Source organism: Streptomyces phaeochromogenes, assembly GCF_001418655.1.
In the GTDB taxonomy this organism is placed as follows: Bacteria; Actinomycetota; Actinomycetes; order Streptomycetales; family Streptomycetaceae; genus Streptomyces; species Streptomyces phaeochromogenes.
The window spans coordinates 1-24,679 of the sequence record NZ_LIQZ01000070.1 but is presented as its reverse complement, the minus strand read 5'-3'; the positions used below and the strand labels follow the sequence as shown (position 1 = coordinate 24,679).

General features: G+C 70.5%; 27 protein-coding genes and 1 riboswitch. Of the genes, 12 read left to right on the top strand and 15 right to left on the bottom strand.

Annotated features, from left to right (window positions below; all coding sequences use genetic code 11):
• Window positions 1-31: 31 nt before the first annotated feature.
• The 5 genes from metF to AOK17_RS10325 form a co-directional block, all read right to left on the bottom strand.
• Complete coding sequence (metF, locus tag AOK17_RS10345) at window positions 32-955, bottom strand: methylenetetrahydrofolate reductase [NAD(P)H] (RefSeq protein WP_055612077.1); 924 nt, start codon at window positions 953-955, stop codon at window positions 32-34.
• Between the two features lie 151 nt (window positions 956-1,106).
• A complete protein-coding gene (gene thiE / locus AOK17_RS10340) occupies window positions 1,107-1,757 on the bottom strand; it encodes a thiamine phosphate synthase (protein ID WP_055612076.1) in 651 nt (216 codons plus the stop codon).
• 77 nt (window positions 1,758-1,834) lie between these two features.
• Window positions 1,835-2,206, bottom strand: a complete 372-nt coding sequence (locus AOK17_RS10335; protein WP_055612147.1) for an Rv2175c family DNA-binding protein — start codon at window positions 2,204-2,206, stop codon at window positions 1,835-1,837.
• Between the two features lie 128 nt (window positions 2,207-2,334).
• Entirely contained in the window at window positions 2,335-3,564 is a 1,230-nt protein-coding gene (locus AOK17_RS10330) for an NAD(P)/FAD-dependent oxidoreductase (RefSeq protein ID WP_079052915.1), read from the bottom strand.
• A 66-nt stretch (window positions 3,565-3,630) separates the two neighbouring features.
• Window positions 3,631-3,975 (bottom strand): avidin-fold protein, encoded by a 345-nt coding sequence (locus AOK17_RS10325; protein ID WP_055612075.1) that lies wholly within the window; start codon window positions 3,973-3,975, stop codon window positions 3,631-3,633.
• A 52-nt stretch (window positions 3,976-4,027) separates the two neighbouring features.
• Window positions 4,028-4,141: riboswitch (TPP riboswitch) on the top strand.
• On the opposite strand from AOK17_RS10325, the gene thiO reads away from it, so the two are divergent.
• The 5 genes from thiO to AOK17_RS10300 all read left to right on the top strand — a co-directional run bounded on the left by thiO (window position 4,139) and on the right by AOK17_RS10300 (window position 9,432).
• Window positions 4,139-5,353, top strand: coding sequence for a glycine oxidase ThiO (thiO, locus tag AOK17_RS10320; protein WP_055612074.1), 1,215 nt, complete (start codon window positions 4,139-4,141; stop codon window positions 5,351-5,353). Its footprint overlaps the riboswitch before it by 3 nt.
• Before the next feature lie 2 nt (window positions 5,354-5,355).
• A complete protein-coding gene (thiS, locus tag AOK17_RS10315; protein ID WP_055612073.1) occupies window positions 5,356-5,556 on the top strand; it encodes a sulfur carrier protein ThiS in 201 nt (66 codons plus the stop codon).
• Window positions 5,557-5,559: 3 nt separating this feature from the next.
• Entirely contained in the window at window positions 5,560-6,354 is a 795-nt protein-coding gene (locus AOK17_RS10310) for a thiazole synthase (RefSeq protein WP_055612072.1), read from the top strand.
• A 142-nt stretch (window positions 6,355-6,496) separates the two neighbouring features.
• Entirely contained in the window at window positions 6,497-8,440 is a 1,944-nt protein-coding gene (pknB, locus tag AOK17_RS10305; RefSeq protein ID WP_055612145.1) for a Stk1 family PASTA domain-containing Ser/Thr kinase, read from the top strand.
• A 122-nt stretch (window positions 8,441-8,562) separates the two neighbouring features.
• Window positions 8,563-9,432: a deoxyribonuclease IV gene (locus AOK17_RS10300; protein WP_055612071.1), complete on the top strand. Its 870-nt coding sequence runs from the start codon at window positions 8,563-8,565 to the stop codon at window positions 9,430-9,432.
• 70 nt (window positions 9,433-9,502) lie between these two features.
• Here the strand turns inward: AOK17_RS10300 and AOK17_RS10295 are convergent, their stop codons facing one another.
• Window positions 9,503-10,135: a sulfite oxidase-like oxidoreductase gene (locus AOK17_RS10295; RefSeq protein ID WP_055612070.1), complete on the bottom strand. Its 633-nt coding sequence runs from the start codon at window positions 10,133-10,135 to the stop codon at window positions 9,503-9,505.
• A gap of 185 nt (window positions 10,136-10,320) precedes the next feature.
• Here AOK17_RS10295 and bfr point away from each other — a divergent pair, with 185 nt between their 5' ends.
• Window positions 10,321-10,800 carry a bacterioferritin gene (gene bfr / locus AOK17_RS10290; RefSeq protein ID WP_055612069.1) on the top strand — a complete coding sequence of 160 codons (480 nt, stop codon included), beginning with the start codon at window positions 10,321-10,323 and terminating at the stop codon, window positions 10,798-10,800.
• A 35-nt stretch (window positions 10,801-10,835) separates the two neighbouring features.
• Here the strand turns inward: bfr and AOK17_RS10285 are convergent, their stop codons facing one another.
• Window positions 10,836-11,072 (bottom strand): (2Fe-2S)-binding protein, encoded by a 237-nt coding sequence (locus tag AOK17_RS10285; protein ID WP_245697083.1) that lies wholly within the window; start codon window positions 11,070-11,072, stop codon window positions 10,836-10,838.
• Window positions 11,073-11,245: 173 nt separating this feature from the next.
• Window positions 11,246-12,598 (bottom strand): class II 3-deoxy-7-phosphoheptulonate synthase, encoded by a 1,353-nt coding sequence (locus AOK17_RS10280; RefSeq protein ID WP_055612067.1) that lies wholly within the window; start codon window positions 12,596-12,598, stop codon window positions 11,246-11,248.
• Between the two features lie 82 nt (window positions 12,599-12,680).
• Between AOK17_RS10280 and AOK17_RS53910 the strand changes: the two genes are divergently transcribed.
• Both AOK17_RS53910 and AOK17_RS10275 read left to right on the top strand, forming a co-directional pair.
• Complete coding sequence (locus AOK17_RS53910; protein WP_107102346.1) at window positions 12,681-12,818, top strand: trp operon leader peptide; 138 nt, start codon at window positions 12,681-12,683, stop codon at window positions 12,816-12,818.
• 117 nt (window positions 12,819-12,935) lie between these two features.
• Entirely contained in the window at window positions 12,936-14,795 is a 1,860-nt protein-coding gene (locus AOK17_RS10275; protein ID WP_055612066.1) for an anthranilate synthase family protein, read from the top strand.
• A gap of 1 nt (window position 14,796) precedes the next feature.
• On the opposite strand, the gene AOK17_RS10270 is transcribed toward AOK17_RS10275, so the two are convergent.
• The 4 genes from AOK17_RS10270 to AOK17_RS10255 all read right to left on the bottom strand — a co-directional run bounded on the left by AOK17_RS10270 (window position 14,797) and on the right by AOK17_RS10255 (window position 18,862).
• The gene (locus AOK17_RS10270) at window positions 14,797-15,825 is read right to left on the bottom strand and encodes a 6-phosphofructokinase (RefSeq protein ID WP_055612065.1); all 1,029 of its coding nucleotides are present in this window, start codon (window positions 15,823-15,825) and stop codon (window positions 14,797-14,799) included.
• 144 nt (window positions 15,826-15,969) lie between these two features.
• Entirely contained in the window at window positions 15,970-16,650 is a 681-nt protein-coding gene (locus AOK17_RS10265; protein WP_055612064.1) for a response regulator, read from the bottom strand.
• A 70-nt stretch (window positions 16,651-16,720) separates the two neighbouring features.
• Window positions 16,721-17,971, bottom strand: a complete 1,251-nt coding sequence (gene macS / locus AOK17_RS10260; RefSeq protein ID WP_107102350.1) for a MacS family sensor histidine kinase — start codon at window positions 17,969-17,971, stop codon at window positions 16,721-16,723.
• Window positions 17,972-18,004: 33 nt separating this feature from the next.
• Window positions 18,005-18,862 carry a lysophospholipid acyltransferase family protein gene (locus AOK17_RS10255; RefSeq protein WP_055612062.1) on the bottom strand — a complete coding sequence of 286 codons (858 nt, stop codon included), beginning with the start codon at window positions 18,860-18,862 and terminating at the stop codon, window positions 18,005-18,007.
• Window positions 18,863-19,159: 297 nt separating this feature from the next.
• On the opposite strand from AOK17_RS10255, the gene AOK17_RS10250 reads away from it, so the two are divergent.
• From AOK17_RS10250 to AOK17_RS10235, 4 genes are all read left to right on the top strand, one after another.
• Window positions 19,160-19,969, top strand: a complete 810-nt coding sequence (locus AOK17_RS10250; RefSeq protein ID WP_055612061.1) for an alpha/beta hydrolase — start codon at window positions 19,160-19,162, stop codon at window positions 19,967-19,969.
• Entirely contained in the window at window positions 19,962-20,630 is a 669-nt protein-coding gene (locus tag AOK17_RS10245) for a hypothetical protein (protein ID WP_055612060.1), read from the top strand. The genes AOK17_RS10250 and AOK17_RS10245 overlap by 8 nt, the downstream gene beginning before the upstream one ends.
• 180 nt (window positions 20,631-20,810) lie before the next feature.
• On the top strand, window positions 20,811-21,431 hold the full coding sequence (locus AOK17_RS10240; RefSeq protein ID WP_055612059.1) for an RNA polymerase sigma factor: 621 nt from the start codon (window positions 20,811-20,813) through the stop codon (window positions 21,429-21,431).
• The gene (locus tag AOK17_RS10235; protein WP_055612058.1) at window positions 21,424-22,395 is read left to right on the top strand and encodes a CU044_5270 family protein; all 972 of its coding nucleotides are present in this window, start codon (window positions 21,424-21,426) and stop codon (window positions 22,393-22,395) included. Before AOK17_RS10240 ends, AOK17_RS10235 begins: the two co-directional genes overlap by 8 nt.
• Before the next feature lie 9 nt (window positions 22,396-22,404).
• Here the strand turns inward: AOK17_RS10235 and AOK17_RS10230 are convergent, their stop codons facing one another.
• The 3 genes from AOK17_RS10230 to AOK17_RS10220 form a co-directional block, all read right to left on the bottom strand.
• Window positions 22,405-23,172 (bottom strand): endonuclease/exonuclease/phosphatase family protein, encoded by a 768-nt coding sequence (locus AOK17_RS10230; protein ID WP_055612057.1) that lies wholly within the window; start codon window positions 23,170-23,172, stop codon window positions 22,405-22,407.
• Between the two features lie 262 nt (window positions 23,173-23,434).
• Window positions 23,435-24,388, bottom strand: coding sequence for an ROK family glucokinase (locus tag AOK17_RS10225; RefSeq protein ID WP_055612056.1), 954 nt, complete (start codon window positions 24,386-24,388; stop codon window positions 23,435-23,437).
• 53 nt (window positions 24,389-24,441) lie between these two features.
• Window positions 24,442-24,679: DUF5304 family protein (locus AOK17_RS10220; protein ID WP_169801905.1), on the bottom strand; the 238-nt coding region annotated here is incomplete at its 5' end.

Here is a 24,679-nt window from a genome sequence, read left to right as displayed (position 1 = left end):
ACGCAGTGTGTCGTACGACGATGCGACCGGTCTAGGCCTGCTGTGGGTGATGCAGGCCCAGGTTCTCGTAGATTTCCAGCGTCGCGGTGGAGTTGTTCAGCGTAATGAAATGCAGTCCGGGGACTCCCTCGGCCAGCAGCCTCGCGCAGAACTCCGTGGCGAACTCAATGCCAATGGAGCGTACAGCCGCCGGATCGTCTTTGGCTGTGAGGATCCGCTCTTTAAGGGCGTCGGGGAACGAGGCGTTGCTGAGCTTGGGCAACCGTTCCAGCATCTTCACGCTGGTCACCGGCATGACCTCGGGGATGACCGGGGTCGCGCAGCCCGCCGAGTCGACCCTGTCACGCAGCCTTAGATACGACTCGGGCTGGAAGAACATCTGCGTGATCGCGTAGTCCGCGCCGGCCCGGCACTTGTCGACGAAGTGCGCGACGTCACGGTCCCAGTCGGCCGAGCGCGGGTGCATCTCGGGGAAGGCCGCGACGCCCACGCAGAAGTCGCCGGATTCCTTGATGAGCCGGACGAGTTCGGCCGCGTACGTCAGGCCCTGGGGGTGTGCCACCCAGTCGGCCATCGGGTCGCCGGGCGGGTCTCCGCGCACGGCGAGCATGTTGCGGATCCCGGCGTCCGCGAACTGGCCGATGATGTTGCGCAGCTCGGCGATGGAGTGGTTGACCGCGGTGAGGTGGGCGACCGGGGTCAGGGTCGTGTCGGCGACGATCTGCTCGGTCTCCCTGACCGTGCCCGCCCGGGTCGAACCGCCCGCACCGTACGTCACCGACACGAAGTCGGGGGCCACGGCCTCGACCCGGCGCAGCGCGTTCCACAGGTTCCGCTCGCCCTTCGGGGTCTTCGGCGCGGAGAACTCGAACGAGTACGTCGCCTTGCCGGTCGCGAGCATGTCACGCACCGTGCGTGCGCGGTCCGTCCTGGTGGAAGCAGATCCGAGGGCCATACCCGCAGGTTAGTCAGGGGGCGACGGTCACCCAACCGGATCCGGGAATTTTGCCCGTTTTGTCGATTTGTTGTCCACCACTCGGACAACTGCCCACTCCGACAACTGCCCACTCGGTCGACCGCACCCCCGGGCTCCCGCCTCGGGTCACCTACGCGTGACGCAGGCGCTTCGCGAACTCCGCCGCCGCGGCGCCCGGATCGTCGGCCTCGGTGATCGCCCGTACGACGACGACGCGGCGGGCGCCCGCTTCGAGCACCTCGTCGAGGTTGCCGAGGTCGATGCCGCCGATGGCGAACCAGGGGCGGTCCGTGGCGAGCGCGGCCGTGTGCCGGACCAGCGGGAGGCCCGGCGCGTGGCGGCCGGGCTTGGTGGGCGTCGGCCAGCAGGGGCCGGTGCAGAAGTAGTCCACGCCCTCCTGGACGGCGGCGGCCCCGGCCTCCGCATCGGCGTGCGTGGAACGGCCGATCAGGACGTCGTCGCCGAGGATCGCCCGGGCGGCGGGCACCGGAAGGTCGCCCTGGCCCAGGTGCAGCACGTCGGCGCCGATGGCGTGGGCGACGTCCGCCCGGTCGTTCACCGCGAGCAGCGTGCCGTGCCGACGGCAGGCGTCCGCGAGGACGGCGAGGTGCTCCAGCTCCTCGGCCGCCTCCATGCCCTTGTCCCGCAGCTGCACGATGTCCACGCCGTTCGCCAGGACCGCGTCCAGGAAGTCGGCGAGGTCGCCCTGGCGCCTGCGGGCGTCCGTGCAGAGGTACACCCGGGCGTCGGCGAGCCGGGCGCGTGCGGTGGATTCGGGCATGCGTGGGTCCCCCGTGTCGTGTCGGTGGCGTACGGGCCGTGAGGATCGCGGCCCGTACGCCGGACGGCGTGATCAGGTCAGACGGCGAGCGCCTGGGCGCGACGCTTCACCTCCGTGCCGCGATTCTCGCTCAGAGCCTGCGCGGGCGTACCGGGCAGGCTCTCGTCGGGGGTGAAGAGCCACTCGAGCATCTCTTCGTCGGAGAAGCCGTCGTCCCGCAGGAGCGTCAAAGTGCCGGTCAGGCCCTTGACGACCTTCTGTTCGGCCCCGTCGATGAAAGCGGCGGGGACGTGCAGCGCGCGGTTCTCACCACGGCGTACGGCGATGACCTGGCCTTCCTTGACCAGTTGCCGAACGCGGGTCACCTCGACGCCGAGCTGTTCGGCGATGTCGGGGAGGGTGAGCCAGGCGGGGACGAGAGCATCGATCTTTGCGTCAATCTCGGTCACGAACACAAGCCTGCCATCTCGGACTGACAGTCGGTACCCGGGCCGGTGCGACCGTGTCACGCCCGCGGCCCCGCAGACACCGGACGGCCTCCGACCGGGCAGACCGGCGGAGCGCCACCGCGGAGCGCTCAGGCGGTCGCGCCCTTGAGCGGCAGTGCGGGATCCGGCAGGAGCCCGGAATCCATCGGCGTGCCCGCCTCGATCAGCCGCTTGCCCTGGGCCAGGTCCCGAGGCCGTCCCACCGCCAGGACCGCGACCAGGCGGCCCTCGCGGAGCCAGCACACCGACCAGGACGGTCCGACCGGGTCCCCGCGCCACACCATGGCGTCGGCGGACCCGTGATGGCCCGCGTACTGGACGAAGCGGCCGAACTGCTCGGACCAGAAGTACGGCACGGGGTCGTACGCGGCGGACGTCTCGCCGACGATGTTCGCGGCGACCGTGCGCGGGCCCTGGAGGGCGTTGTCCCAGTGGTGGACCAGCAGGCGCTCGCCGTAGCGGCCGGACGGGAACGAGGCGCAGTCGCCGACCGCGTACACGTCCGGGGCGGAGGTGCGCAGGTGGTCGTCCGCGACGATCTCGCGACGGGCGCCGAGCTCGATCCCGGAACCGGCCAGCCAGGCCGTGGCGGGCCGGGCCCCGATACCGACGACGACGGCGCCCGCGGGCAGCCGCGAACCGTCGTCGAGCACCACCTCGCCGGGCTCGACGCGCTCCACGCGCGCGTGGGTGCGCAACACCGCCCCGCTGTCCGCGTACCAGGCGGCCATCGGAGCGGCCACCTCCTCGGGCAGCACACCGGCGAGCGGCCGGTCGGCGGCCTCGACGACGGTCACCGCGCAGCCCGCCTCGCGCGCCGCCGTGGCGAACTCGGCGCCGATCCAGCCCGCGCCCACCACCACGATGTCGTGCTGCCTGGCGAGGACGGGACGCAGCCGCTCGGCGTCGTCGAGCGTGCGCAGCAGATGGACGCCGGGTACGCCCTGGGCGCCCGGCAGTTGGATCGGCTCGGCGCCGGTGGCGATGACGAGGACGTCGTACGGAACCGGGCCGTCGACCGTGTCGAGTTCATGCCGCGAGGGGTGCACACCGGTCACTTCGAGCCCCAGGCGGAGCTCTACGTCGAGCGCTTCGAAGTCGACGTCGAAGGCGGAGCCCTCGGCCTTGCCGAGCAGTACGGCCTTGGACAGCGGGGGCCGGTCGTACGGCTGGTGGGGCTCCGCGCCGATCAGGGTCACGCTTCCAGTGAAGCCCCTCTCCCGCAGGGCGACGGCGGTCTGTACACCGGCCATGCCCGCCCCGACGATCACGGCGCTCCGTCGCGCCGCCGGGCTCAGTCCCTGCGTCTGCTCACTCACACGATCACCATAGACACTGGTGAAATCGTCGGTCAGGGGGCGCGATCGGTGAGCTGTTGCACAGCGTCAGCCCTCGTTGACCTCTTCGACCACACTTGTCCCGCTGCCCTCCTGGGACTCCCACTCCCAGGTCTCCTCCAGGCGCACGCGCCCGTCGGCGAGTTCGACGACCTGGGACACGCAGTGCCCGGACGAGGTGGTGCCGTCCGCCTTCAGCTGCACGTACCGGAAGTCGAGCCGGTCGCCGGCGCGTGTGCCCACGAGGTGGCCGCGTACGACGTCGCCGCCCGCGTACTCGGCCCAGATCTCGCCGTCCTTCTCGTGGTAGGCGAACCGGGTGCGGGTGCCCACCTGGCCCGGCGCCTGGTCGGCGACCGGGGCGAGGAGGAGTCCGTCGAGCGAGCGGGCCATGCGTGAAGGCTCCCTTACAGGCTGTTGGGGCGAAGGGCTAGGGTGGCCAACGTAAAGCACTCGCGGGAGTCCGGACGCACCGGGCTGAGAGGGAGGCTGGGACGGCCTCCGACCGTACGAACCTGATCCGGGTCATGCCGGCGAAGGGAGGGGCTGGACGCCCATGTCGCGTACTCCGGAGACATCCGTTACACCCGACACAACCGATGCGGCCGATACAAGGCGCACGTCCGACGTCCTGGTCGTCGGGGGCGGGATCATTGGTCTCGTCACGGCCTGGCGGGCCGCGCAGCGCGGGTTCACGACCGCGCTCGTGGACCCGGAGCCCGGCGGCGGCGCCGCGCAGGTGGCGGCCGGGATGCTGGCCGCCGTCACCGAACTCCACTACGGCGAGCAGACCCTGCTCGGCCTCAACCTGGCCTCGGCGCGCCGCTATCCGGACTTCGCGGCCGAGCTGACCGAGGCGACCGGGCAGGACATCGGATACCGGCGGTGCGGCGCGCTGGCCGTCGCGCTCGACGCCGACGACCGCGCCCATCTGCGCGAAGTGCACGCCCTGCAACGCCGGTCGGGCCTGGAGTCGGAGTGGCTCAGCGGCCGTGAGTGCCGACGGCTGGAGCCGATGCTCGCGCCGGGCGTGCGCGGCGGGCTCCGGGTCGACAGCGACCACCAGGTCGATCCGCGGCGACTGGCCGCGGCCCTGGTCACGGCCTGCGAGCGGGCCGGAGTGACCTTCCACCGGACGTGGGCGGACCGCCTGACCGTCGTACGGGACCGGGCCACCGGAGTCGTCACGGCGGACGGTACCGAGCTCTCGGCAGGCCAGGTCGTGCTCGCCGGGGGCAGCCTCAGCGGGCGCCTGACGGGCGTCCCCGACGACGTACTCCCGCCGGTGCGCCCCGTGAAGGGACAGGTGCTGCGGCTGACCGTCCCGAAGCGGTACGCGCCCTTCCTGAGCCGCAGCGTGCGGGCCGTCGTGCGCGGCAGCCACATCTATCTGGTGCCGCGGGAGAGCGGCGAACTGGTCGTCGGCGCGACCAGCGAGGAGCTGGGCTGGGACACCACGGTGACCGCCGGCGGTGTGTACGAGCTGCTGCGGGACGCCCACGAGCTCGTCCCCGGCATCACCGAGCTGCCGCTCACCGAGACGCGGGCCGGACTGCGCCCGGGCTCCCCCGACAACGCGCCCCTGCTCGGCCCGACCGCACTCCCCGGGCTGCTGCTGGCGACCGGCCACTACCGCAACGGCGTACTGCTCACGCCCGTCACCGGGGACGTCATGGCGCACGCCCTGGCCACCGGTGAACTCCCGGACGAGGCCCGCCCGTTCACACCCAGGCGGTTCGGTGCCGCCGCACTCTCGGAGCAGCGCGCATGAGCATGAGCATCTTCGTCAACGGGGAGCGGCGGCAGCTGGCCCCGGACACCGCCCTCGACACCCTCGTCGCCGCGCTCACGGCGGCTCCCTCCGGTGTCGCCGCGGCACTCAACGAAACCGTCGTCCCGCGCGCGCAGTGGTCGAAAACGCTCCTCTCCGAGGGAGACCGCGTCGAAGTCCTCACCGCCGTCCAAGGAGGCTGACCCATGGCCGACGATCCCTTCGTCCTCGGCGGTACGTCCTTCACGTCCCGTCTGATCATGGGCACCGGTGGCGCGCCCAGCCTCGACGTCCTGGAGCGCTCGCTCGTCGCGTCCGGCACCGAGCTGACGACGGTCGCGATGCGCCGCGTGAACCCCAGGGCCCACGGCTCGGTCCTGTCCGTGCTCGAACGGCTGGGCATCCGTGTGCTGCCCAACACGGCGGGCTGTTTCACCGCCGGGGAGGCCGTGCTGACGGCCAGGCTCGCGCGTGAGGCGCTCGGCACGGACCTCGTGAAACTGGAGGTCATCGCCGACGAGCGCACCCTGCTGCCCGACCCGATCGAGCTGCTCGACGCCGCCGAGACGCTGGTCGACGACGGCTTCACGGTCCTCCCGTACACGAACGACGATCCGGTGCTCGCCCGCAAGCTGGAGGACGTGGGGTGCGCCGCGGTCATGCCGCTCGGCTCGCCGATCGGGTCCGGGCTCGGCATCCGCAACCCGCACAACTTCCAGCTGATCGTGGAGCACGCGCGCGTGCCGGTGATCCTGGACGCGGGTGCCGGTACGGCGTCGGACGCGGCGCTCGCCATGGAGCTGGGGTGCGCTGGTGTGATGCTCGCCTCGGCCGTGACCCGGGCGCAGGAGCCGGTGCTGATGGCGGAGGGCATGCGGCACGCGGTCGAGGCGGGCCGGCTCGCGTACCGCGCGGGGCGCATCCCGCGCCGCCACTTCGCCGAGGCGTCGTCCCCCGTCGAGGGTGTCGCCCGGTTGGACCCGGAAAGGCCTGCTTTCTGAGCTTTGGCCTGAACACCTGTCTGAATCCAGGCGCCGCAAGGCATCGGTCACCGTGCGACGTCCGTCACAGCTCGGCTGCAGTACCGCCCCGGAATCGCCCGTCCGGGCGGCGTTGACAGTGGCGGCTCGTACACTCACCTGCGTGGATACGACCCTTCAGGACCCGCTCGTCGGGCACGTGCTCGACGGCCGCTACCGCGTCGACGCGCGCATCGCGGTCGGCGGGATGGCCACGGTCTACCGGGCCGTGGACACCCGTCTGGACCGGGTGCTCGCGCTCAAGGTGATGCACCCGACGCTTGCGGCCGACGCCACGTTCGTCGACCGTTTCATCCGCGAGGCCAAGTCGGTGGCCAGGCTCGCCCACCCGAACGTGGTGCAGGTCTTCGACCAGGGCACGGACGGCAGTTTCGTCTATCTGGCGATGGAGTACGTCGCCGGATGCACCCTGCGCGACGTGCTGCGCGAGCGCGGGGCGCTGCAGCCGCGCGCCGCGCTCGACGTCCTGGAGCCGGTCCTCGCCGCGCTCGGCGCCGCGCACCGCGCCGGGTTCGTGCACCGCGACATGAAGCCGGAGAACGTCCTGATAGGGGACGACGGCCGGGTGAAGGTCGCGGACTTCGGTCTCGTACGGGCCGTGGACACGGTCACCAGCACGACGGGGGCCGTGCTCGGCACGGTGTCGTATCTCGCGCCCGAGCAGATAGAGAACGGCACGGCCGACCCCCGGGTCGACGTGTACGCGTGCGGCATCCTCCTCTTCGAGATGCTGACCGGCGACCGCCCGCACTACGGGGACTCGCCCGCCACCGTGCTCTACAAGCACCTCCACGAGGACGTGCCCCAGCCGTCGGCGTCCGTCCCGGGCCTGGCCCACGAGCTCGACGAGCTGGTCACGACGGCCACAGCGCGCAACCCCGACCTCCGTCCGTACGACGCCGTGGCGCTGCTCTCCCAGGTCCTGGACGCCCGGAACGCGCTGAGCGCCGACCAGCTGGACGCCGTCCCGCCCCAGGCGGTCACCACGGACCACCAGAACGCGGACGACCGTACGAGCGTGATCCCGCTCTCTCTGTCGGTGCAGCGGCCCCTCCCGGTGAACGACGACGACGCCGAGCTGCACCGCACGAGCTATCTGCCGTCCCCGCCGCCCGAACCGCCGCGCCGCGGACGGGGCGGCCGTGGCGGCCGTTCGATGGCGCCCCGCCGCGGCCTGCTCGCGATCGTCGCCGCGGTGCTGCTGGCCCTCGGTCTCGGCGCGGGCGTCTGGTACATCAACTCCGGCCAGTTCACCACTGTCCCGGGGGTGCTCTCGAAGACCGAGGCGCAGGCCAAGAAGCAGCTCACGAACGCCGGTCTCGACGTGAAGGACGTCAAGCGCAGCTTCAGCGACACCGTCAAGCCAGGCAGGGTCATCAGCAGCGACCCGAAGCCCGGCGCCCGGATCCGGGACAACGACTCCGTGACACTGACGGTCTCCAAGGGCCCGGAGATCGTGCGCGTGCCGGACCTGGAGGGCTACTCGCTGGCCAAGGCCAAGCAGCGCCTGAAGAACGAGGGCCTGGTGGCGGGCATGGTCACCAAGGGCTTCAGCGAAGACGTACCGGTGGGCTTCGTGATCCGTACGGAACCGGGGGCGGGCACCGAGCGCCGCGGCGGTTCGGCGATCGCGCTCACCGTCAGCAAGGGCAGCCCGGTGGACGTGCCCGACGTCGTGGGCGACGACCTTGAGGACGCCAGGCAGGAGCTGGAGGACGCCGGTCTGACGGTCGAGGTCGCCTCCGAGCAGGTCACGTCCGAGTACGAGGCCGGCCAGGTCGCCAAGCAGTCACCGGACCCCGACACCAAGGCGGGCGGCGGCGACACCGTCACGCTGACGGTGTCCAAGGGCCCGGAGATGATCGAGGTCCCGGACGTCGTGGGCGACAGCGTCGACGACGCGAAGCAGGAGCTGGAAGCGGCCGGTTTCAAGGTCGAGGAGGACCGCGGTCTGCTCGGCCTCTTCGGCGACACGGTCAAGAGCCAGTCGGTGGACGGCGGCGACACGGCGCCCGAGGGATCGACGATCACGATCGAGATCCGCTGACACGGACGGGCACAAAAGCACACGGGCGCCGCAGGCACACTGGCAGGCATGCCGGGCACCCAGGCACCCGCAGGGACATGGCCGCCGACCGCGCGACCGGGACCGCGTGACACCCTGAAGGGGTGAGCACTCAGCAGTCCCGCAACCCCGTCGGCGGCCATGTCCCCGTCGCCGGAGGCCTCGCCTCCGTCGGCCTCTCGTACGCGCGTGAGCTGGCCGCCGAGACCGTCCAGGTCTTCGTCGCCAACCCGCGCGGCTGGGCGACTCCGCCCGGAAACCCCCTCCAGGACGAGGAGTTCCGCACGGCCTGCGCCGCCGAGTCGATCCCCGCCTACGTCCACGCGCCCTACCTGATCAACTTCGGCTCGCACACCGAGGCGACCGTGGAGAAGTCGGTGGAGTCGCTGCGGCACTCGCTGCGGCGCGGGCGGGCGATCGGGGCGCTGGGCGTCGTCGTGCACACGGGGTCCGCGACCGGGGGCCGGGAGCGGTCGGTCGCGCTGAAGCAGGTCCGCGAGCATCTGCTGCCGCTGCTCGACGAGCTGACCCACGACGACGACCCGTTCCTGCTGCTGGAGTCGACCGCCGGACAGGGCTCTTCACTCTGCTCACGCACCTGGGACTTCGGGCCGTACTTCGAGGCGCTGGACTCCCATCCGAAACTGGGCGTCTGCCTGGACACCTGCCACATCTTCGCGGCGGGCCACGACCTCACCGGGCCCAGCGGGATGCACCAGACGCTCGACCTGCTGGTGGACACGGTCGGCGAGGGCCGGCTGAAGCTGATCCACGCCAACGACTCCAAGGACGTGGCCGGCGCCCACAAGGACCGCCACGAGAACATCGGCGCCGGGCACATCGGCGAGGACCCGTTCCGTGCGCTGATGACCCACCCCGCCACCGAGGGCGTACCGCTGATCATCGAGACCCCCGGCGGCAAGGAGGGACACGCGGCGGACGTGGAGCGGCTGAAGAAGCTCCGGGACGACTGAGCAGCGCCGGAACCGGCTGAGCGAAGCCCCAGAAGCCCAAGAAACCAAGGAGCCCAGGGAGCGCCGGGGCTCAGAGCTCGGGCCCGTCCCCGGGCTCCTCCTGGTACGAGTAGCGCTGCTCGCGCCAGGGGTCGCCGACGTTGTGGTAGCCGCGCTCCTCCCAGAAGCCGCGGCGGTCGGCCGTCATGTACTCGACGCCGCGGACCCACTTGGGGCCCTTCCACGCGTACAGCTGCGGCACGACGAGGCGCAGCGGGAAGCCGTGTTCCGCGGTGAGCAGTTCGCCGTCCTTGTGGGTGGCGAAGATCGAGCGGTCGGACGCGAAGTCGTCGAGACGCAGATTCGAGCTGAAGCCGTACTCGGCCCAGACCATCACATGGGTGACGGTGGGCGCCGGCGGGGCGATCTCCAGGATCGTACGAGCCGGGATGCCGCCCCACTCCGCACCGATCATGCTGAACTTGGTGACGCAGTGCAGATCGGCCACGACCGTGGCGTACGGCAGGGCGGTGAACTCCTCGTGGGTCCAGCAGTGCTTCTCGCTGTCGGCGGTGGCGCCGAAGACCCTGAACTCCCAGCGCTCGGGGCGGAACTTCGGCACGGGCCCGTAGTGCGTGACCGGCCAGCCCCGCTGAAGTCGCTGCCCCGGCGGAAGCTCCGACTGCGCTGCTTCTCCAGATTCACGACCCACCGGCTGACCCATGACTCCATCCTGACAGACCCCGGACGATGGGCATGACCAGGTACGCACCGACTCTGACAACTCGGTACAACCAGGACTAAGCAAGTACTTACTTACTAAGCATGCACTTACTGGACGATCTTCTACGCCGGTGCAATCATGCGGCGCAACCTGCCAGTTCCCCCCGCTTGGAAGGAGCCTCTGCGATGCAGGGCGATCCCGAGGTCATCGAATTCCTCAACGAGCAGCTGACCGCCGAACTCACCGCGATCAACCAGTACTTCCTGCACGCGAAGATGCAGGAGAACTTCGGTTGGACGAAGCTGGCGAAGTACACGCGGCACGAGTCCTTCGACGAGATGAAGCACGCGGAGATCCTGACCGACCGCATCCTCTTTCTGGACGGCCTGCCGAACTACCAGCGGCTGTTCCACGTCCGCGTCGGGCAGACGGTCACGGAGATGTTCCAGGCGGACCGGCAGGTCGAGGTCGAGGCGATCGACCGGCTCAAGCGCGGTATCGAGGTGATGCGGACCAAGGGCGACATCACGTCCGCGAACATCTTCGAGTCGATCCTCGAGGACGAGGAGCACCACATCGACTATCTGGACACCCAGCTGGAGCTGGTGGAGAAGCTCGGCGAGGCGCTCTACATCGCGCAGCTCATCGAGCAGCCGGACAGCTGAGCGGCAAGGCAGCGAGCGGCGAGCGGCCGGAACGGCTAAGCGGCCTCTTCCAGCGCTTCCACTTCGGAGAGCACGGGCATGCCCTGGTCGGCCGACGACTCGCGCCGGGGGAAGTCACCCCTGCCCAACAGCGCCTGAATGCGTCGTACGCACGAACCACAGTCGGTGCCCGCCTTGCAGGCCGACGCTATCTGCCGGGGGGTGCAGGCACCGCCCTCCGCGTGCTTCTTCACCTGCGCCTCGGTCACCCCGAAGCAGTTGCAGACGTACACGCGGTTCACCTCCCGACGGGATTCGTTGGGTCGTCGCGCCATCCCGATAATCGGTGAGGCTAACCTAACCTTACCCGCCGGACCGGAGCCGCAAAAGTGCGATGGGGCGCGGATCGTATGTGATCCGCGCCCCAATACACGCTCTTGTAACAACCGAAACGGCTGCTGATCTACTACTGGTCCCGGTACATCTCCGCCACCAGGAACGCCAGGTCAAGGGACTGGCTGCGGTTCAGCCGCGGGTCGCAGGCCGTCTCGTAGCGCTGGTGCAGGTCGTCGACGAAGATCTCGTCGCCGCCGCCCACGCACTCGGTGACGTCGTCACCGGTGAGCTCGACGTGGATGCCGCCCGGGTGGGTGCCCAGGCCCTTGTGGACCTCGAAGAAGCCCTTGACCTCGTCGAGCACGTCGTCGAAGCGGCGGGTCTTGTGGCCGGAGGCCGCCTCGTACGTGTTGCCGTGCATCGGGTCGGTGATCCAGGCGACGGTCGCGCCGGAGGCGGTGACCTTCTCGACCAGCTCGGGGAGCTTGTCGCGGACCTTGTCGGCGCCCATGCGGACGATGAAGGTCAGCCGGCCTGGCTCGCGGTCCGGGTCGAGGCGCTCGATGTACTGCAGCGCGTCCTCGGCCGTCGTCGTCGGGCCCAACTTGATGCCGATCGGGTTGCGGATCTTCGAGGCGAACTCGATGTGCGCGCCGTCCAGCTGGCGGGTGCGCTCACCGATCCACACCATGTGCCCGGAGACGTCGTACAGGTGGCCCGTACGGGAGTCGACCCTGGTCAGCGCCGATTCGTAGTCGAGGAGCAGCGCCTCGTGGGAGGCGTAGAACTCGACGGTCTTGAACTCCTCCGGGTCGGCCCCGCAGGCGTGCATGAAGTTCAGCGCCTGGTCGATCTCGCGCGCCAGCTGCTCGTAGCGCTGCCCCGACGGCGAGGTCTTCACGAAGTCCTGGTTCCAGGCGTGCACCTGGCGCAGGTCGGCGTAGCCGCCGGTGGTGAAGGCGCGCACCAGGTTGAGCGTCGAGGCGGAGGCGTTGTACATCCGCTTGAGGCGCTCGGGGTCCGGGATGCGGGCCTTCTCGTTGAACTCGAAGCCGTTGACCGAGTCGCCGCGGTAGGTCGGCAGGGTCACGCCGTCGCGGGTCTCGGTGTTCTTGGAGCGGGGCTTCGAGTACTGGCCGGCGATGCGGCCGACCTTCACGACCGGCACGGACGCCGCGTACGTGAGGACGGCGCCCATCTGGAGCAGGGTCTTGAGCTTGTTGCGGATGTGGTCGGCGGACACGGCGTCGAAGGCCTCGGCGCAGTCGCCGCCCTGAAGCAGGAACGCCTCGCCCTTGGCGACGGCTCCCAGCCGGGCGCGCAGCTGGTCGCACTCGCCGGCGAAGACGAGCGGCGGATACGACTCGAGGTCCGCGATCACATCGCGCAGAGCCTCGGCATCCGGGTACTCGGGCTGCTGCGCCGCGGGCAGGTCTCGCCAGGTGTTGCCAGCGCTTGCGCTGGACTTAGCGTTCACGGTCACGACCTCAACATTACGGGGTCGTGTCGGGCGTCCATCCCCATGCTCATCAATTGAGACGGGCCGCGCTCGATCGAACGCCCCGATGTGCACGCCGTGCGTACGCCGTATGTACGCCGTCACACAGGGTTTCGCATGGGGTAAGGTGCGGCGCATGTTCGCGCACTCGATCCAGAACCCGATCCAGAACTGGTGGTGGACCGCTCATCCGGCGGCCCACTGACTGCGCGTACGCAAGACTTCGCGAAGGCCGCCCGAGGGGCGGCCTTCGGTGTTTTCGCGACCGGGACCGTTCCTCTCCACTCCTCTCCCACGAGACGCCGAGAAGGAACCCGGACCCATGAATCTGCTCGACCTGCAGGCCGATCCCCGCCCGTTCGCCCTGCTGCGCCGCCGCACGCCGGGCCATGATCACGACACCGTCGAGCTGCTGCTCGGCCCGGTCACCGAGTACGAGCGGCTGGCCGACATCCCTGAGGGCCTCGCCCTCGTCCCGTACCGCCAGATCCGGGAGCGCGGCTTCGACGTCCGCGACGACGGCACCCCGCTCGCGGTGCTCACCCCCGAGGAGTCGTACGAGCTCTCCCTGGAGCAGGCCCTGTCGGAGCTGCCCGCGCACGACGTGCGGGTCGAGGGCGGTGGCTTCGACGTCGAGGACGAGGCGTACGCGGAGATCGTCGGGCGGGTGCTGCACGAGGAGATCGGGCGGGGCGAGGGCGCGAACTTCGTCATCCGGCGGACGTACGAGGGCGAGATCCCGGGGTTCGGACGGGCCGACGCGCTGGCGCTCTTCCGGCGGCTGCTGGTCGGTGAGCGGGGCGCGTACTGGACGTTCGTCGTGCACACGGGAGAGCGGACGCTGGTCGGGGCGAGCCCGGAGGTGCATGTCCGGATGTCCGGCGGGACGGTCGTCATGAACCCGATCAGCGGGACGTTCCGCTATCCCGCCGAGGGGCCGACGCCCGAGGACCTGCTGGAGTTCCTGGCCGACGGCAAGGAGATCGAGGAGCTCTCGATGGTCGTCGACGAGGAGCTCAAGATGATGTGCACGGTCGGCGACATGGGCGGTGTCGTGATCGGGCCGCGGCTGAAGGAGATGGCCCATCTCGCGCACACCGAGTACGAGTTGCGGGGCAAGTCGTCGCTGGACGTGCGGGAGGTGCTGAAGGAGACCATGTTCGCGGCGACGGTCACGGGGTCGCCGGTGCAGAACGCGTGCCGGGTCATCGAACGGCACGAAGTGGGCGGTCGCGGGTACTACGCGGGGGCGCTGGCGCTGATCGGGCGGGACTCCGGCGGGGCCCAGACCCTCGACTCCCCCATCCTCATCCGGACCGCCGACATCGACGAGGGCGGCCGGCTGCGGGTCCCGGTCGGCGCGACGCTCGTACGGGGGTCGGACCCGGCGAGCGAGGTCGCCGAGACGCATGCGAAGGCGGCCGGGGTGCTGGCCGCGCTGGGGGTACGCCCCGGACGGCCCGGTGCGGAGAAAGTACGGGCGTGTCTCGCGGACGATCCGCGGGTGCGGGCGGCGCTGGACGGGCGGCGGGCGGCGCTTGCGCCGTTCTGGCTGCGGATGCAGGAGCGGTCGGCCGACCTGGAGGGCCGTGCGCTGGTCGTGGACGGGGAGGACACCTTCACGGCGATGCTCGCGCATCTGCTGCGCTCGTCGGGCCTTGAGGTGACCGTCCGGCGGTACGACGAGCCGGGGCTGCGGGAGACGGTGCTCGCGCACGAGGGTCCGCTGGTGCTGGGGCCGGGGCCGGGCGACCCCTCGGACATGACGGACCCGAAGATGGCCTTCCTGCGCGGCCTGACCGCGGAGGTGATCCGGAGCCACCGGCACGGCGTGCTGGGGGTCTGCCTCGGGCATGAGCTGATCGCGGCGGAGCTGGGCCTGGAGACCGTCCGCAAGGAGATCCCCTACCAGGGCGCCCAGACGGACATCGACCTCTTCGGGCGGACCGAGACCGTCGGTTTCTACAACAGCTTCGTGGCACGGTGCGACGACGAGGCGGCGGTGGAACTGGCGGCCCATGGCGTCGAGGTAAGCCGCAGCCCGGCGGGCGAGGTGCACGCACTGCGCGGGCCGGGCTTCGCCGGGGTCCAGTTCCACCCGGAGTCGGTGCTGACGCTGCGCGGCACGGACGTCGTACGGGAGCTGGTGGCTCAGGTGTGCGCGGGGGCGAGGAGAGGTTGAGTCAGCCGAAGAAGACTCCTACCTCCGCGTAGAGGCGGGGGTCCACCGTTTTCAGGCGGGCCGTGGCCTCGGCGATGGGGACGCGGACGATGTCGGTGCCCTGCAGGGCGACCATCTTGCCGAAGTCGCCGTCGCGGACGGCCTCGATGGCGTGGAGGCCGAAGCGGGTGGCGAGCCAGCGGTCGAAGGCGCTGGGGGTACCGCCCCGCTGGACGTGGCCCAGGACCGTCGTGCGGGCCTCCTTGCCCGTGCGGCGCTCGATCTCCTTGGACAGCCACTCGCCCACTCCGGAGAGGCGGACGTGACCGAAGGAGTCCAGCGAGCCGTCCTTGAGGACCATGTCGCCGTCCTTCGGCATCGCCCCCTCCGCGACGACCACGATCGGCGCGTACGAGGCCTTGAAACGCGAGGTCACCCACGCACAGACCTGATCGACGTCGAACCGCTGCTCGGGGATGAGGATGACGTTCGCGCCGCCCGCGAGGCCCGAGTGGAGCGCGATCCACCCCGCGTGCCGCCCCATCACCTCGCAGACGAGCACCCGCATGTGCGACTCGGCGGTGGTGTGCAGCCGGTCGATCGCCTCGGTCGCGATACCCACGGCGGTGTCGAAGCCGAAGGTGTAGTCGGTGGCGGAGAGGTCGTTGTCGATGGTCTTCGGGACGCCGACCACCGGGACGCCGTACTCGTCGGTGAGACGGGCGGCGACGCCCAGCGTGTCCTCGCCGCCGATCGCGATGAGCGCGTCGACCTCCAGCTTGGCGAGGTTCTCCTTGATCCGGCGGATGCCGTTCTCGACCTTGAGGGGGTTGGTGCGCGAGGAGCCGATGATGGTGCCGCCGCGGGGCAGGATGCCGCGCACGGCGGGGATGTCGAGCCGGACGGCGTCGCCCTCCAGGGGCCCCCGCCAGCCGTCCCGGAAGCCGGTGAAGTCGTAGCCGTACTCCTGCACGCCCTTGCGGACGATGCCCCGGATGACGGCGTTGAGCCCGGGGCAGTCGCCGCCTCCGGTCAGTACTCCGACCCGCATGGAAAAGTCCCTTCGCCGCGGTTGGCTGATGGGACTCACGCTAATAGTGATCCAGGTCACTTCAGCAGAGGGCGGAAGGTCAATTCCGGTGAATTGTGCGGGGGTTGATCATGCGTCTTCACTCTTTGGTGGGACGCGGACGGTTTACGCGTCGTCGAGGCCCCGCTCTATGGCATAGCGCACCAGCTCCACACGGTTGTGCAGCTGGAGCTTGCCCAGGGTGTTCTGCACATGGTTCTGGACGGTGCGGTGGGAGATCACGAGGCGCTCGGCGATCTGCTTGTAGCTCAGGCCCTTGGCGACCAGCCGGAGCACCTCGGTCTCCCGGTCGGTGAGCTGCGGCGCCCTGGGCTCGTCGCCGCCCGTCGCGGGCCCGGGGTCGGAGGCGAGCCTGCGGTACTCGCCGAGGACCAGGCCCGCGAGCCCGGGCGTGAAGACGGGGTCGCCGACGGCCGTGCGGCGCACCGCGTCGATCAGCTCGTCCGTGGACGCCGACTTGAGCAGATAGCCGGTGGCCCCCGACTTGACCGCCTCCAGGACGTCCGCGTGCTCGCCGCTCGCGGAGAGGACCAGGACGCGCAGGGCGGGATTGACCCCGACCAGCTCCTTGCAGACCTGCACACCGGGCTTGGCCGGCAGGTTCAGGTCGAGGACGAGGACGTCGGGCGCGGCGGCCTGCGCACGGCGCACCGCCTGCTCGCCGTCGCCCGCCGTGGCGACCACGTCGAACCCGGACTCGGCCAGGTCGCGCGCGACCGCGTCGCGCCACATGGGGTGGTCGTCCACCACCATGACCCTGATCGGGCCGCCCTGTCCGTCACTCATCGCCGTCCCGCCTTCGCCATGGCCTCCGTGGCCTTCCCCGCCGGCTTTCCCGTGGTCCTCGTCGCCCTCGTCATCGCTGTTCCGCCTTCCCCCGTGGACCCTTCGGGTCCTTCACGTTCGTCACGTCCGTCTTCGGGACCTTCAGTTCGACCTCCGTGCCCTGGCCCGGCACCGAGATCAGCTCGGCCGTGCCCCCGATCTCGCGCAGCCGTCCGCGGATCGACAGGGCCACGCCGAGGCGGCCCTCCCCCTCGGCCTGGACGAGCCGGCCCTCGGGGATGCCGGGACCGTCGTCGCGTACGGTCACGATCACCTCGTCCGGCTCGTCCTCGACGAGGATCCACGCGCGGGCGTCCGCGCCCACGTGCCGCTGGACGTTGTCCAGGGCGGCGCCGACGGCGGCGGCCAGCTCCTTCGCGGCGGCCGGGTCGAGCGGCACCGGCGTGCCCGGCGCGGAGAAGGTCACCTTCGCGGTGGCGTACGGGGCGAGCAGCGAGCGCAGGTCGCAGGGGCCGCCGTCGTCCGGGTCCGGCTCGTCCACCGCGCGCACCAGGGCGCCCTCGGCCTCGTCCTCGGACACGCGTGAGACCGGTACGAGCCCGCCCGAGACCAGTGTGCGCAGCGCGACCTCCTGCTCGCCCGCGAGGCGGCCCAGTTCCGCGGCCTCTCCGCCGAGCGTGGCACCGCGCCGCTGCACCATGGCCAGCACCTGGAGGACACCGTCGTGGATGTCGCGGGCGAGCCGCTCCCGCTCGCGCGTGGCGGCCTCGATCTCCAGGGCGCGGGCGAGGGTGCGCTCGGAGGCGCGGGCCACCTCGACGACGTATCCGATGGCGATGGAGGCGACCCAGACGAGCAGCACGTTGTGGAGGGTGTCCTGGCTGAGCGCGCCGCGCTGGACGACGTTGGCGACGCCGACGAGCGCCGAGGCGAAGGCCGCCCAGCGCCAGCCGCCCTTGATCGCGAACGCCAGCACGGAACCCGCGGTCCATATCGACGGGAGGGTCGGGCCGCCGTCCACGATCCGGTCGTGGGCGTCCGCGACCGGCGTGAGGAGGATGCCGGTGAGCGCGATGGTCAGGTCGGCGGCGAGGAAGCGCTTGGTGCAGCTGGCCGCGTTGGCCACCCTGGGCAGGGTCCCGAAGGTCCACGCGATGAGCACCACGTAGTAGCCGATGGCCACTTCGGGACGGACGAAGCTGCTGTAGTGGGTGGCGAAGAGGCCGATCGCGTAGAACATCGTCAGGACGCGGTATCCGGTCAGCGCACGCCACAGCGGCTGCTCGACCGACATTCTCATGACTCTCTCGCGCTTGGCCATGTCCCCCACTACCCCATCCCCCGACGGCCGCGTCTAGGAGTCGGACCGTTCCTTCTCGTCCTTCTCGGTCTGCTGCTCCGCCTGCTCGGCTTCCTTCAGCGCTTCCTTCTGGGCTTCCTTCTGAGCCTGCTTCTCGGCTTCCTTCTCGGCCTGTTCCGCTTCCTTCAGGGCCTGGTCCGCTTCCTTCTGGGCTTCCTTGAGCGCCTGCTTCTGCGCCTTCGCCTCGTCCGCGATCTGCCGTTTGGCGGCCGTCGCGTAGATGTCGACGTACTCCTGCCCGGAGAGCTTCATGATCTCGTACATGACCTCGTCGGTCACGGCGCGCAGGACGAACCGGTCGTGCTCCATGCCGTTGTACCGGCTGAAGTCCAGCGGCCTGCCGATGCGGATGCCCGGGCGCATCAGCTTGGGCATCACCTTGCCGGGCGGCTGGATCTTCTCGGTGTCGATCATGGCGACCGGGATGACGGGAGCGCCGGTGGCGAGCGCCACGCGCGCGAGGCCGCCGGGCTTGCCCCGGTAGAGGCGGCCGTCGGGCGACCGCGTGCCCTCGGGATAGATGCCGAACAGCTCGCCGCGCTCGATGACGTCCACGCCGCTCTTGATCGCCGCCTCGCCCGCGCCGCGCCCTCCGGAGCGGTCCACCGGCAGCTGGCCGACGCCCTTGAAGAAGGCGGCCGTCATCCGGCCCTTGACGCCGGGGGTCGTGAAGTACTCGGCCTTCGCGATGAACGTCACCTTGCGGTCCAGGACCGCGGGCAGGAAGAACGAGTCCGAGAACGACAGGTGATTGCTCGCCAGGATGGCCGGGCCCTCGGCGGGAATGTTCTCGAGGCCTTCCACCCAGGGCCTGAAAGCGAGCTTCAGGGGCCCTCCGATGGAAAACTTCATTGCGCCGTAGATCAAGCGAGTGCCTCCTGTGTCTGTCGGTCAGACCCTAACCCGGAGCACTGTCAAAGGGCCCGACGGCCCTGGTCCGTGTCAGTGCGGTCGCGTACGGTGAAGTACGCCTCGAAGCTTCGGGGTGGTCGTCGCGTCGCCCCGGAATGAACAGGGAACCGTTCTCCCGAATGAACAGTTCTCGATGAACAGCCGTCCCTCTTCATGAGTCGTCCTTACTTCGCAGAGCGTCCTTCTTCCATGAGTCGTCCCATGAGTCGTCCCTCTTCAATGAACAGGAGACCGAAGGTGCCGGTCCTTCCTGGAGCCGAGCCGTTCCGCCACGAGGGCGGAGAGGTCGGGGTCCTTCTCTGCCACGGGTTCACCGGTTCTCCGCAGTCGCTGCGCCCCTGGGCGGAGTATCTCGCCGAGCGCGGTCTGACCGTCGCGCTGCCGCTGCTGCCCGGGCACGGCACGCGCTGGGAGGACATGCAGGTCACCGGCTGGCAGGACTGGTACGCGGAGGTGGACCGTGAGCTGCGCGCCCTGCGCGAGCGCTGCTCCCAGGTCTTCGTCTTCGGCCTCTCCATGGGCGGCGCCCTCACCCTGCGGCTCGCCGCCAAGCACGGCGACGAGATCAGCGGCATCGTGGTCGTCAACCCGGCGAACAAGGTGCACGGCCTGGCCGCGTACGCCCTTCCGGTACTCCGCCATCTCGTCCGTACGACGAAGGGGCTGACCAGCGACATCGCCAAGGAGGGCGGCATCGAGGTCGGCTACGACAAGGTGCCCCTGCACGCGGCGCACTCGTTGCGGAACTTCTTCCGGCTGGTCGACGGCGAGCTGCCGCAGGTGACCCAGCCGATGCTGCTCCTGCACAGCCCGCAGGACCATGTCGTGCCGCCCGCCGACTCGGCCCGCATCCTCAGCCGGGTGTCGTCCGTGGATGTCACGGAGATACTCCTGGAACAGAGCTACCACGTCGCGACGTTGGACCACGACGCGGACCGGATCTTCGAGGAGAGCTTCGCCTTCGTCTCCCGGCTCGCACCCGGCGCCGGCAAGGAGACCGGCGCGGGCCAGGCGGGTCAGCAGGAAGGGACGGCCACTGGTGGCTGAGCACGACGCGGACCGCGAACCCGAGGAGAAGGACGCGCCCTCCGGCGAGGAACAGGGCCCGTCGTTCGACGAGGCCGCGGCGTGGGAGGCGATCGTCGCGGGGTACGGCGACGAGCCGCCGGACCCGCCCGGCGCCAAGCCCTTCAAGTCGATCGAGGACCTGGCGCTCCTGGAGCCCGAGACGAACGACTCGGGCGACACCGACACGAAGAGCGCCAGAAGCACCAAGGGCTCCAAGGACGCGAAGGGGTCGACGGACACCACCGAGGCCACCGAGCCGGCGGCGGAGGACGAGTCCTCCGCCGAGACCGAGAAGCCGCTCGGCAGCTCCGTCGCGTTCGCGCCCGGTGTCTCCGGCCCACGCGACTACTCGATGCCCGAACCGGCCGAGGAGGACCTCGACGAGGACGACGAGGGCCACTTCGTGCCGCCCGAGCCGCCCCCGCTGCCCGCCACGGACGCGACGGCCAGGTTCGCCTGGCTGGCCGTGATCGGCGGCCCGCTCCTGCTCCTCCTCGCCGTCCTGCTCGGCTGGAACATGACGTGGTGGCTCGCCACCATCGGCATCGGCGGCTTCCTCGGCGGCTTCGCCACGCTGGTCGGCCGCATGCGCAGCGACGACGAGGACGAGGACGACCCGGGGCGCGGCGCGGTGGTCTGACGCCGCGCACAGGTACGTACGGAAGCCCGCCCGGAGAAACTCCCGGGCGGGCTTTCGCGTGGGTGCGGCCCCAAGGCGGAACCCTCGATGGAACTCGATCCCGCCGATCGGCGAAGTAGGGGTGGACAACCCGAACAAGCCCAAGCCTTCGAGGCGTTCAGTCGAACGAAAGGAGCCCCGATGACCGTCGGACCGGGCGTCCTCACGCGCGAGGAGAGGCGCGAGGAAAGCGACGCCCGTGTGATCGAACGGTCTCGGGACGAGCCCGAGCTGTTCGCCGTGCTCTTCGACCGTCACGCCGACACCGTGCACCGCTACGTGGCCCGGCGGCTCGGTCCCGAGGCGGCGGAGGACCTGATGGCGGAGACGTTCACGACGGCCTTCCAGCGGCGCCACACGTACGACCTGGAGCGGGCCGACGCCCGCCCGTGGCTGTTCGGCATCGCGACGAACCTCGCGAGCCGACATCGACGAGCCGAGGCGCGCCGTTTCAAGGCGCTCTCGCGGCTTCCGCTTCCCGTCGAGCACGAGGAAGCCGTGGCGGATCGCGCGGTCGCCAGGGCCGGCGCCACAGGGGTGCGCCGGGAACTGGCGGCCGCGCTGTCCGGGCTCTCCGCCCGGCATCGCGACGTGGTGCTGCTGGTGGCCTGGGCCGGCCTCGACTACGAGGAAGTGGCCCGAGCCCTCGGTGTGCCCGTCGGCACCGTCAGATCCCGGCTGCACCGGGCGCGCGGCAGGCTGCGCGAAGCACTGGGCGGATCCGATCCGACAGCTTTCCGGGAGGCAGACGCCCATGCGTGAACTCGACGAACTGAGCGGCTGGGACGCGGGGGCGCCCCCGCTCGACGACGCGACCCGGCAGCGGGCGCGCACGCGCCTGCTCACCGCGATGCGCGACCCGGCTCCCGCCGTGCGCCGTCGGCGTCCTGCCCTGCGCATCGCCCTGACGGGCGCGGTCACGGCCGCGGTCGCCGCCACGGTCCTGGTCGCGGTCCGCGACGACGGCGGTACGGGGCACACGGCGACACCGCCGAACGACAGCTCCCCCGCCCTGCGGAACGTGAGCGCGCGGACGGTGCTGTACGGCGCCGCCGCATACCAGCGGAAGCACGAGGAGCCGGTCGCGCCACGGGACGACCAGTTCATCTACACGAAGGAGATCGTCAAGGAGACGAACCTGAAATCGGGCACCACCAAGACGTACGTCGACGAGAACTGGCGGTCGGTGGACGACTCCCAGCGGTCCTGGGTGATGGAGGTCGGCAAGGGCTGGTGGGCCGATCCTCCGAAGGCGAACGAGTCCATCTGGCCGACGCAGGACTGGACCCGGCTCGAAAAGCTGCCGACCGAGCCGGACAAGCTGCTCAAGGCGATGCGCAACCCGTTCGACAAGACGCCGAACTACTCGAAGCCCGTCACGGAGGACGAGTGGCAGATGGTGGGGTTCAGCCTCGCCGGACTTCTCTACCGCGTCCCCGTGATGCCCGAGGGTCTCAGGGCGGCTGCCTACGAAGCACTCAGCAGGGTGCCCGGCGTGAAGGTGACCCCGGGGCTCACCGACGCCAAGGGCCGGGCGGGCATCGGGATCTCGCTCTCCGGTCCGGGCACCATCGGCAGCACGTTCATCTTCGACCCGGAGTCGTACGAGTTCCTCGGCTTCCGCGACAGTCGTACCTCGGGTGACGGCACGGACATGAAGTCCTACACCCAGCTCACGTACCTCGACGGCTGGGCGGTCACCGACCGGGCCAGGCAGCGGCCCTAGGCGTACCGGCTAGGAGGCGGGCACCCTGAGGGCCGCCAGGACCGGCAGGTGGTCCGTGGCGGCCCTCAGATCTGCCTCCGTCACTCCGGGGTGGCCGATCGGTACCCCGCAGCCCAGGACCTCCACGCCCTCCGTGGCGAAGAGCGCGTCGATGCGCTGGTGGGGGTCCGTGGGCGTCGAGGTGTACTCCGCGCCCCAGGGGGCCACCGCCCAGCCGTCCCGGAGCTCTGTGGCGAGGCGTTTGAAGGTGCGGCCGTTCGGTCGTTCGTTGAGGTCGCCACCCGCGACGGCGTGCGGAGCGCCCAGGGCGGCGAGGCGGTCGAGGAGCATGCCGCCCTGCTCGTGGCGCTCGTCCTTCTGGAGGGAGAGGTGGCAGCTCAGTACGCCGAGACGCGCAGCGCCGCCGAAGCGGACCACCGCGGTGGCGAAGCCGCGTCTGTGCAGTCCTGGGGTGAGCGGGAGCAGTACGTCCTCGGTGCGTTCGACCGTCGCCCGCAGGGAGCAGAGGAGTGCGGGGCCCGAGGCCGTGCCACCACCGGAGAGGATCACCTGGCCGGACGCGGCGGCCAGGCGGGCCAGTTTCTTGCGCCACCGGAAGAAGCGGGGGGCTTCCTGGACGAGGACGAGGTCAGGTTCGCAGGCGCCGATCACTCGGGCGAGTGCGGCGGTGTCGTCGCGCATGGAGCGGATGTTGTAGCTGAGGACCCGGATGACGGCCGAACCGTCGGATTCCGTACGGGACGCCGGTAGCGGACTGGCGGAAGGGCTGGTCGGCATGTCGATCAAGATATATGCCCTGCCGGTTCTGGGTCGTCAGATTCGCCGCGGGCCCGGTGGGGGCTGGTCGCGCAGTTCCCCGCGCCCCTTGAAAGCAGGGGCTACCGCCCCTCTTCAGGGGCGCGGGGAACTGCGCAATCTTTTAGGGGCGCGGGGAACTGCGCGACCAACCCTCGCCGGCCCGCAGATCCCCACGCCCCTCGACCCCTCAAACAGAACCGCCCGCCGCCCCGGAGGGAAACGGCGGGCGGTCGAAGCGCGACTACATGATCGGATCGGGCTCCCGAGCCAGATCCGCCGCACCCACCAGCCCCGCCTCGTTGCCCAGTCGGGCGGCGATGACGTCGGCGACGGGACGCCAGTTGCCGCCCACGAGCCAGCGCTTGTAGGACTTGCGGATGGGGTCGAGGACCAGCTCGCCCTCGTCCGAGAGACCGCCGCCGACGATGAACGCGGAGGGGTCGAAGAGCGAGGCCAGATCGGCCAGCCCGGCACCGGCCCAGCGGGCCAGCTCGCGGTACGAGTCGACGGCCACCGCGTCACCCTGGCGGGCGGCCATCGAGATGTGCTTGCCCTCGATGCCGTCGGGGGAGCCGTCGCCGAGCGACAGCAGGATCTCCGCGTTCTCGGGGGTCGCGTTGGCGCGCTGCTTCGCGTACCTGACGAGGGCGCGACCGGACGCGTACTGCTCCCAGCAGCCCTGGGAGCCGCAGCCGCACAGCAGGCCGTCGGGGACCATCCTGATGTGGCCGAACTCGGCGGCCACGCCGAAGTGCCCGCGGCGCAGCTTGTTGCCGATGATGATGCCGCCGCCGAGGCCGGTGCCCAGCGTGATGCAGATGACGTTGCGGTGGCCTTTGCCCGCGCCGAACTTGTACTCGCCCCACGCCGCCGCGTTCGCGTCGTTCTCGACGACGACCGGCAGGCCCACGCGGGCCTCCACCTCGTCCTTCAGGGGCTCCTGCCGCCAGTCGATGTTCGGGGCGAAGTAGACCGTCGAGCGCTGGCGGTTGACGTATCCGGCGGCGCCGATGCCCACGCCGACGATCTCGTGCCCCGCCCGGGCACCCTCTACGGCCGCGGCGATCGCGTCCACGATGGCCTGCGGCGTCGTCGGAGTCGGCACCTTGAAGGTCGAGAGGATGTTGCCTTCCTCGTCGACCACGCCGGCCGCGATCTTCGTGCCGCCGATATCGACGCCGATGGTGAGTCCCATGAATCCCTCAGTTTCGGTCGAGCCCCGCTACGGCCAACCGTACCCGAGGGGCTTCAGTCGAGGTCGATGTGTTCACCGGGACCGGTGCCCTCGTCACGGGGCCCCGGGGCGGTGTCACGGGTGGTCCAGCGCCGCTCCTGCGCCTCGACGGCGGAGCGGTAGGCGGCGAGCAGTTCGGAGCCGGCGGTGGCCAGGTGGTCGAAGACGTCGGGGTTGCGCTCGATGACGGGCTCGACGGCGGCCTTGGCCTGCTGCACGACCTGGTTGACCATCTGCTGGGCGGCGCCGCCC

Coding starts and splice junctions, on each gene's coding strand:
- metF (WP_055612077.1), bottom strand. CDS start 955: ATGGCCCTCGGATCTGCTTCCACCAGGACGGACCGCGCACGCACGGTG.
- thiE (WP_055612076.1), bottom strand. CDS start 1,757: ATGCCCGAATCCACCGCACGCGCCCGGCTCGCCGACGCCCGGGTGTAC.
- AOK17_RS10325 (WP_055612075.1), bottom strand. CDS start 3,975: ATGGCCCGCTCGCTCGACGGACTCCTCCTCGCCCCGGTCGCCGACCAG.
- thiO (WP_055612074.1), top strand. CDS start 4,139: ATGTCGCGTACTCCGGAGACATCCGTTACACCCGACACAACCGATGCG.
- thiS (WP_055612073.1), top strand. CDS start 5,356: ATGAGCATCTTCGTCAACGGGGAGCGGCGGCAGCTGGCCCCGGACACC.
- AOK17_RS10310 (WP_055612072.1), top strand. CDS start 5,560: ATGGCCGACGATCCCTTCGTCCTCGGCGGTACGTCCTTCACGTCCCGT.
- AOK17_RS10295 (WP_055612070.1), bottom strand. CDS start 10,135: ATGGGTCAGCCGGTGGGTCGTGAATCTGGAGAAGCAGCGCAGTCGGAG.
- bfr (WP_055612069.1), top strand. CDS start 10,321: ATGCAGGGCGATCCCGAGGTCATCGAATTCCTCAACGAGCAGCTGACC.
- AOK17_RS53910 (WP_107102346.1), top strand. CDS start 12,681: ATGTGCACGCCGTGCGTACGCCGTATGTACGCCGTCACACAGGGTTTC.
- AOK17_RS10275 (WP_055612066.1), top strand. CDS start 12,936: ATGAATCTGCTCGACCTGCAGGCCGATCCCCGCCCGTTCGCCCTGCTG.
- AOK17_RS10270 (WP_055612065.1), bottom strand. CDS start 15,825: ATGCGGGTCGGAGTACTGACCGGAGGCGGCGACTGCCCCGGGCTCAAC.
- AOK17_RS10265 (WP_055612064.1), bottom strand. CDS start 16,650: ATGAGTGACGGACAGGGCGGCCCGATCAGGGTCATGGTGGTGGACGAC.
- macS (WP_107102350.1), bottom strand. CDS start 17,971: ATGGCCAAGCGCGAGAGAGTCATGAGAATGTCGGTCGAGCAGCCGCTG.
- AOK17_RS10255 (WP_055612062.1), bottom strand. CDS start 18,862: ATGAAGTTTTCCATCGGAGGGCCCCTGAAGCTCGCTTTCAGGCCCTGG.
- AOK17_RS10240 (WP_055612059.1), top strand. CDS start 20,811: ATGACCGTCGGACCGGGCGTCCTCACGCGCGAGGAGAGGCGCGAGGAA.
- AOK17_RS10235 (WP_055612058.1), top strand. CDS start 21,424: ATGCGTGAACTCGACGAACTGAGCGGCTGGGACGCGGGGGCGCCCCCG.
- AOK17_RS10230 (WP_055612057.1), bottom strand. CDS start 23,172: ATGCCGACCAGCCCTTCCGCCAGTCCGCTACCGGCGTCCCGTACGGAA.
- AOK17_RS10225 (WP_055612056.1), bottom strand. CDS start 24,388: ATGGGACTCACCATCGGCGTCGATATCGGCGGCACGAAGATCGCGGCC.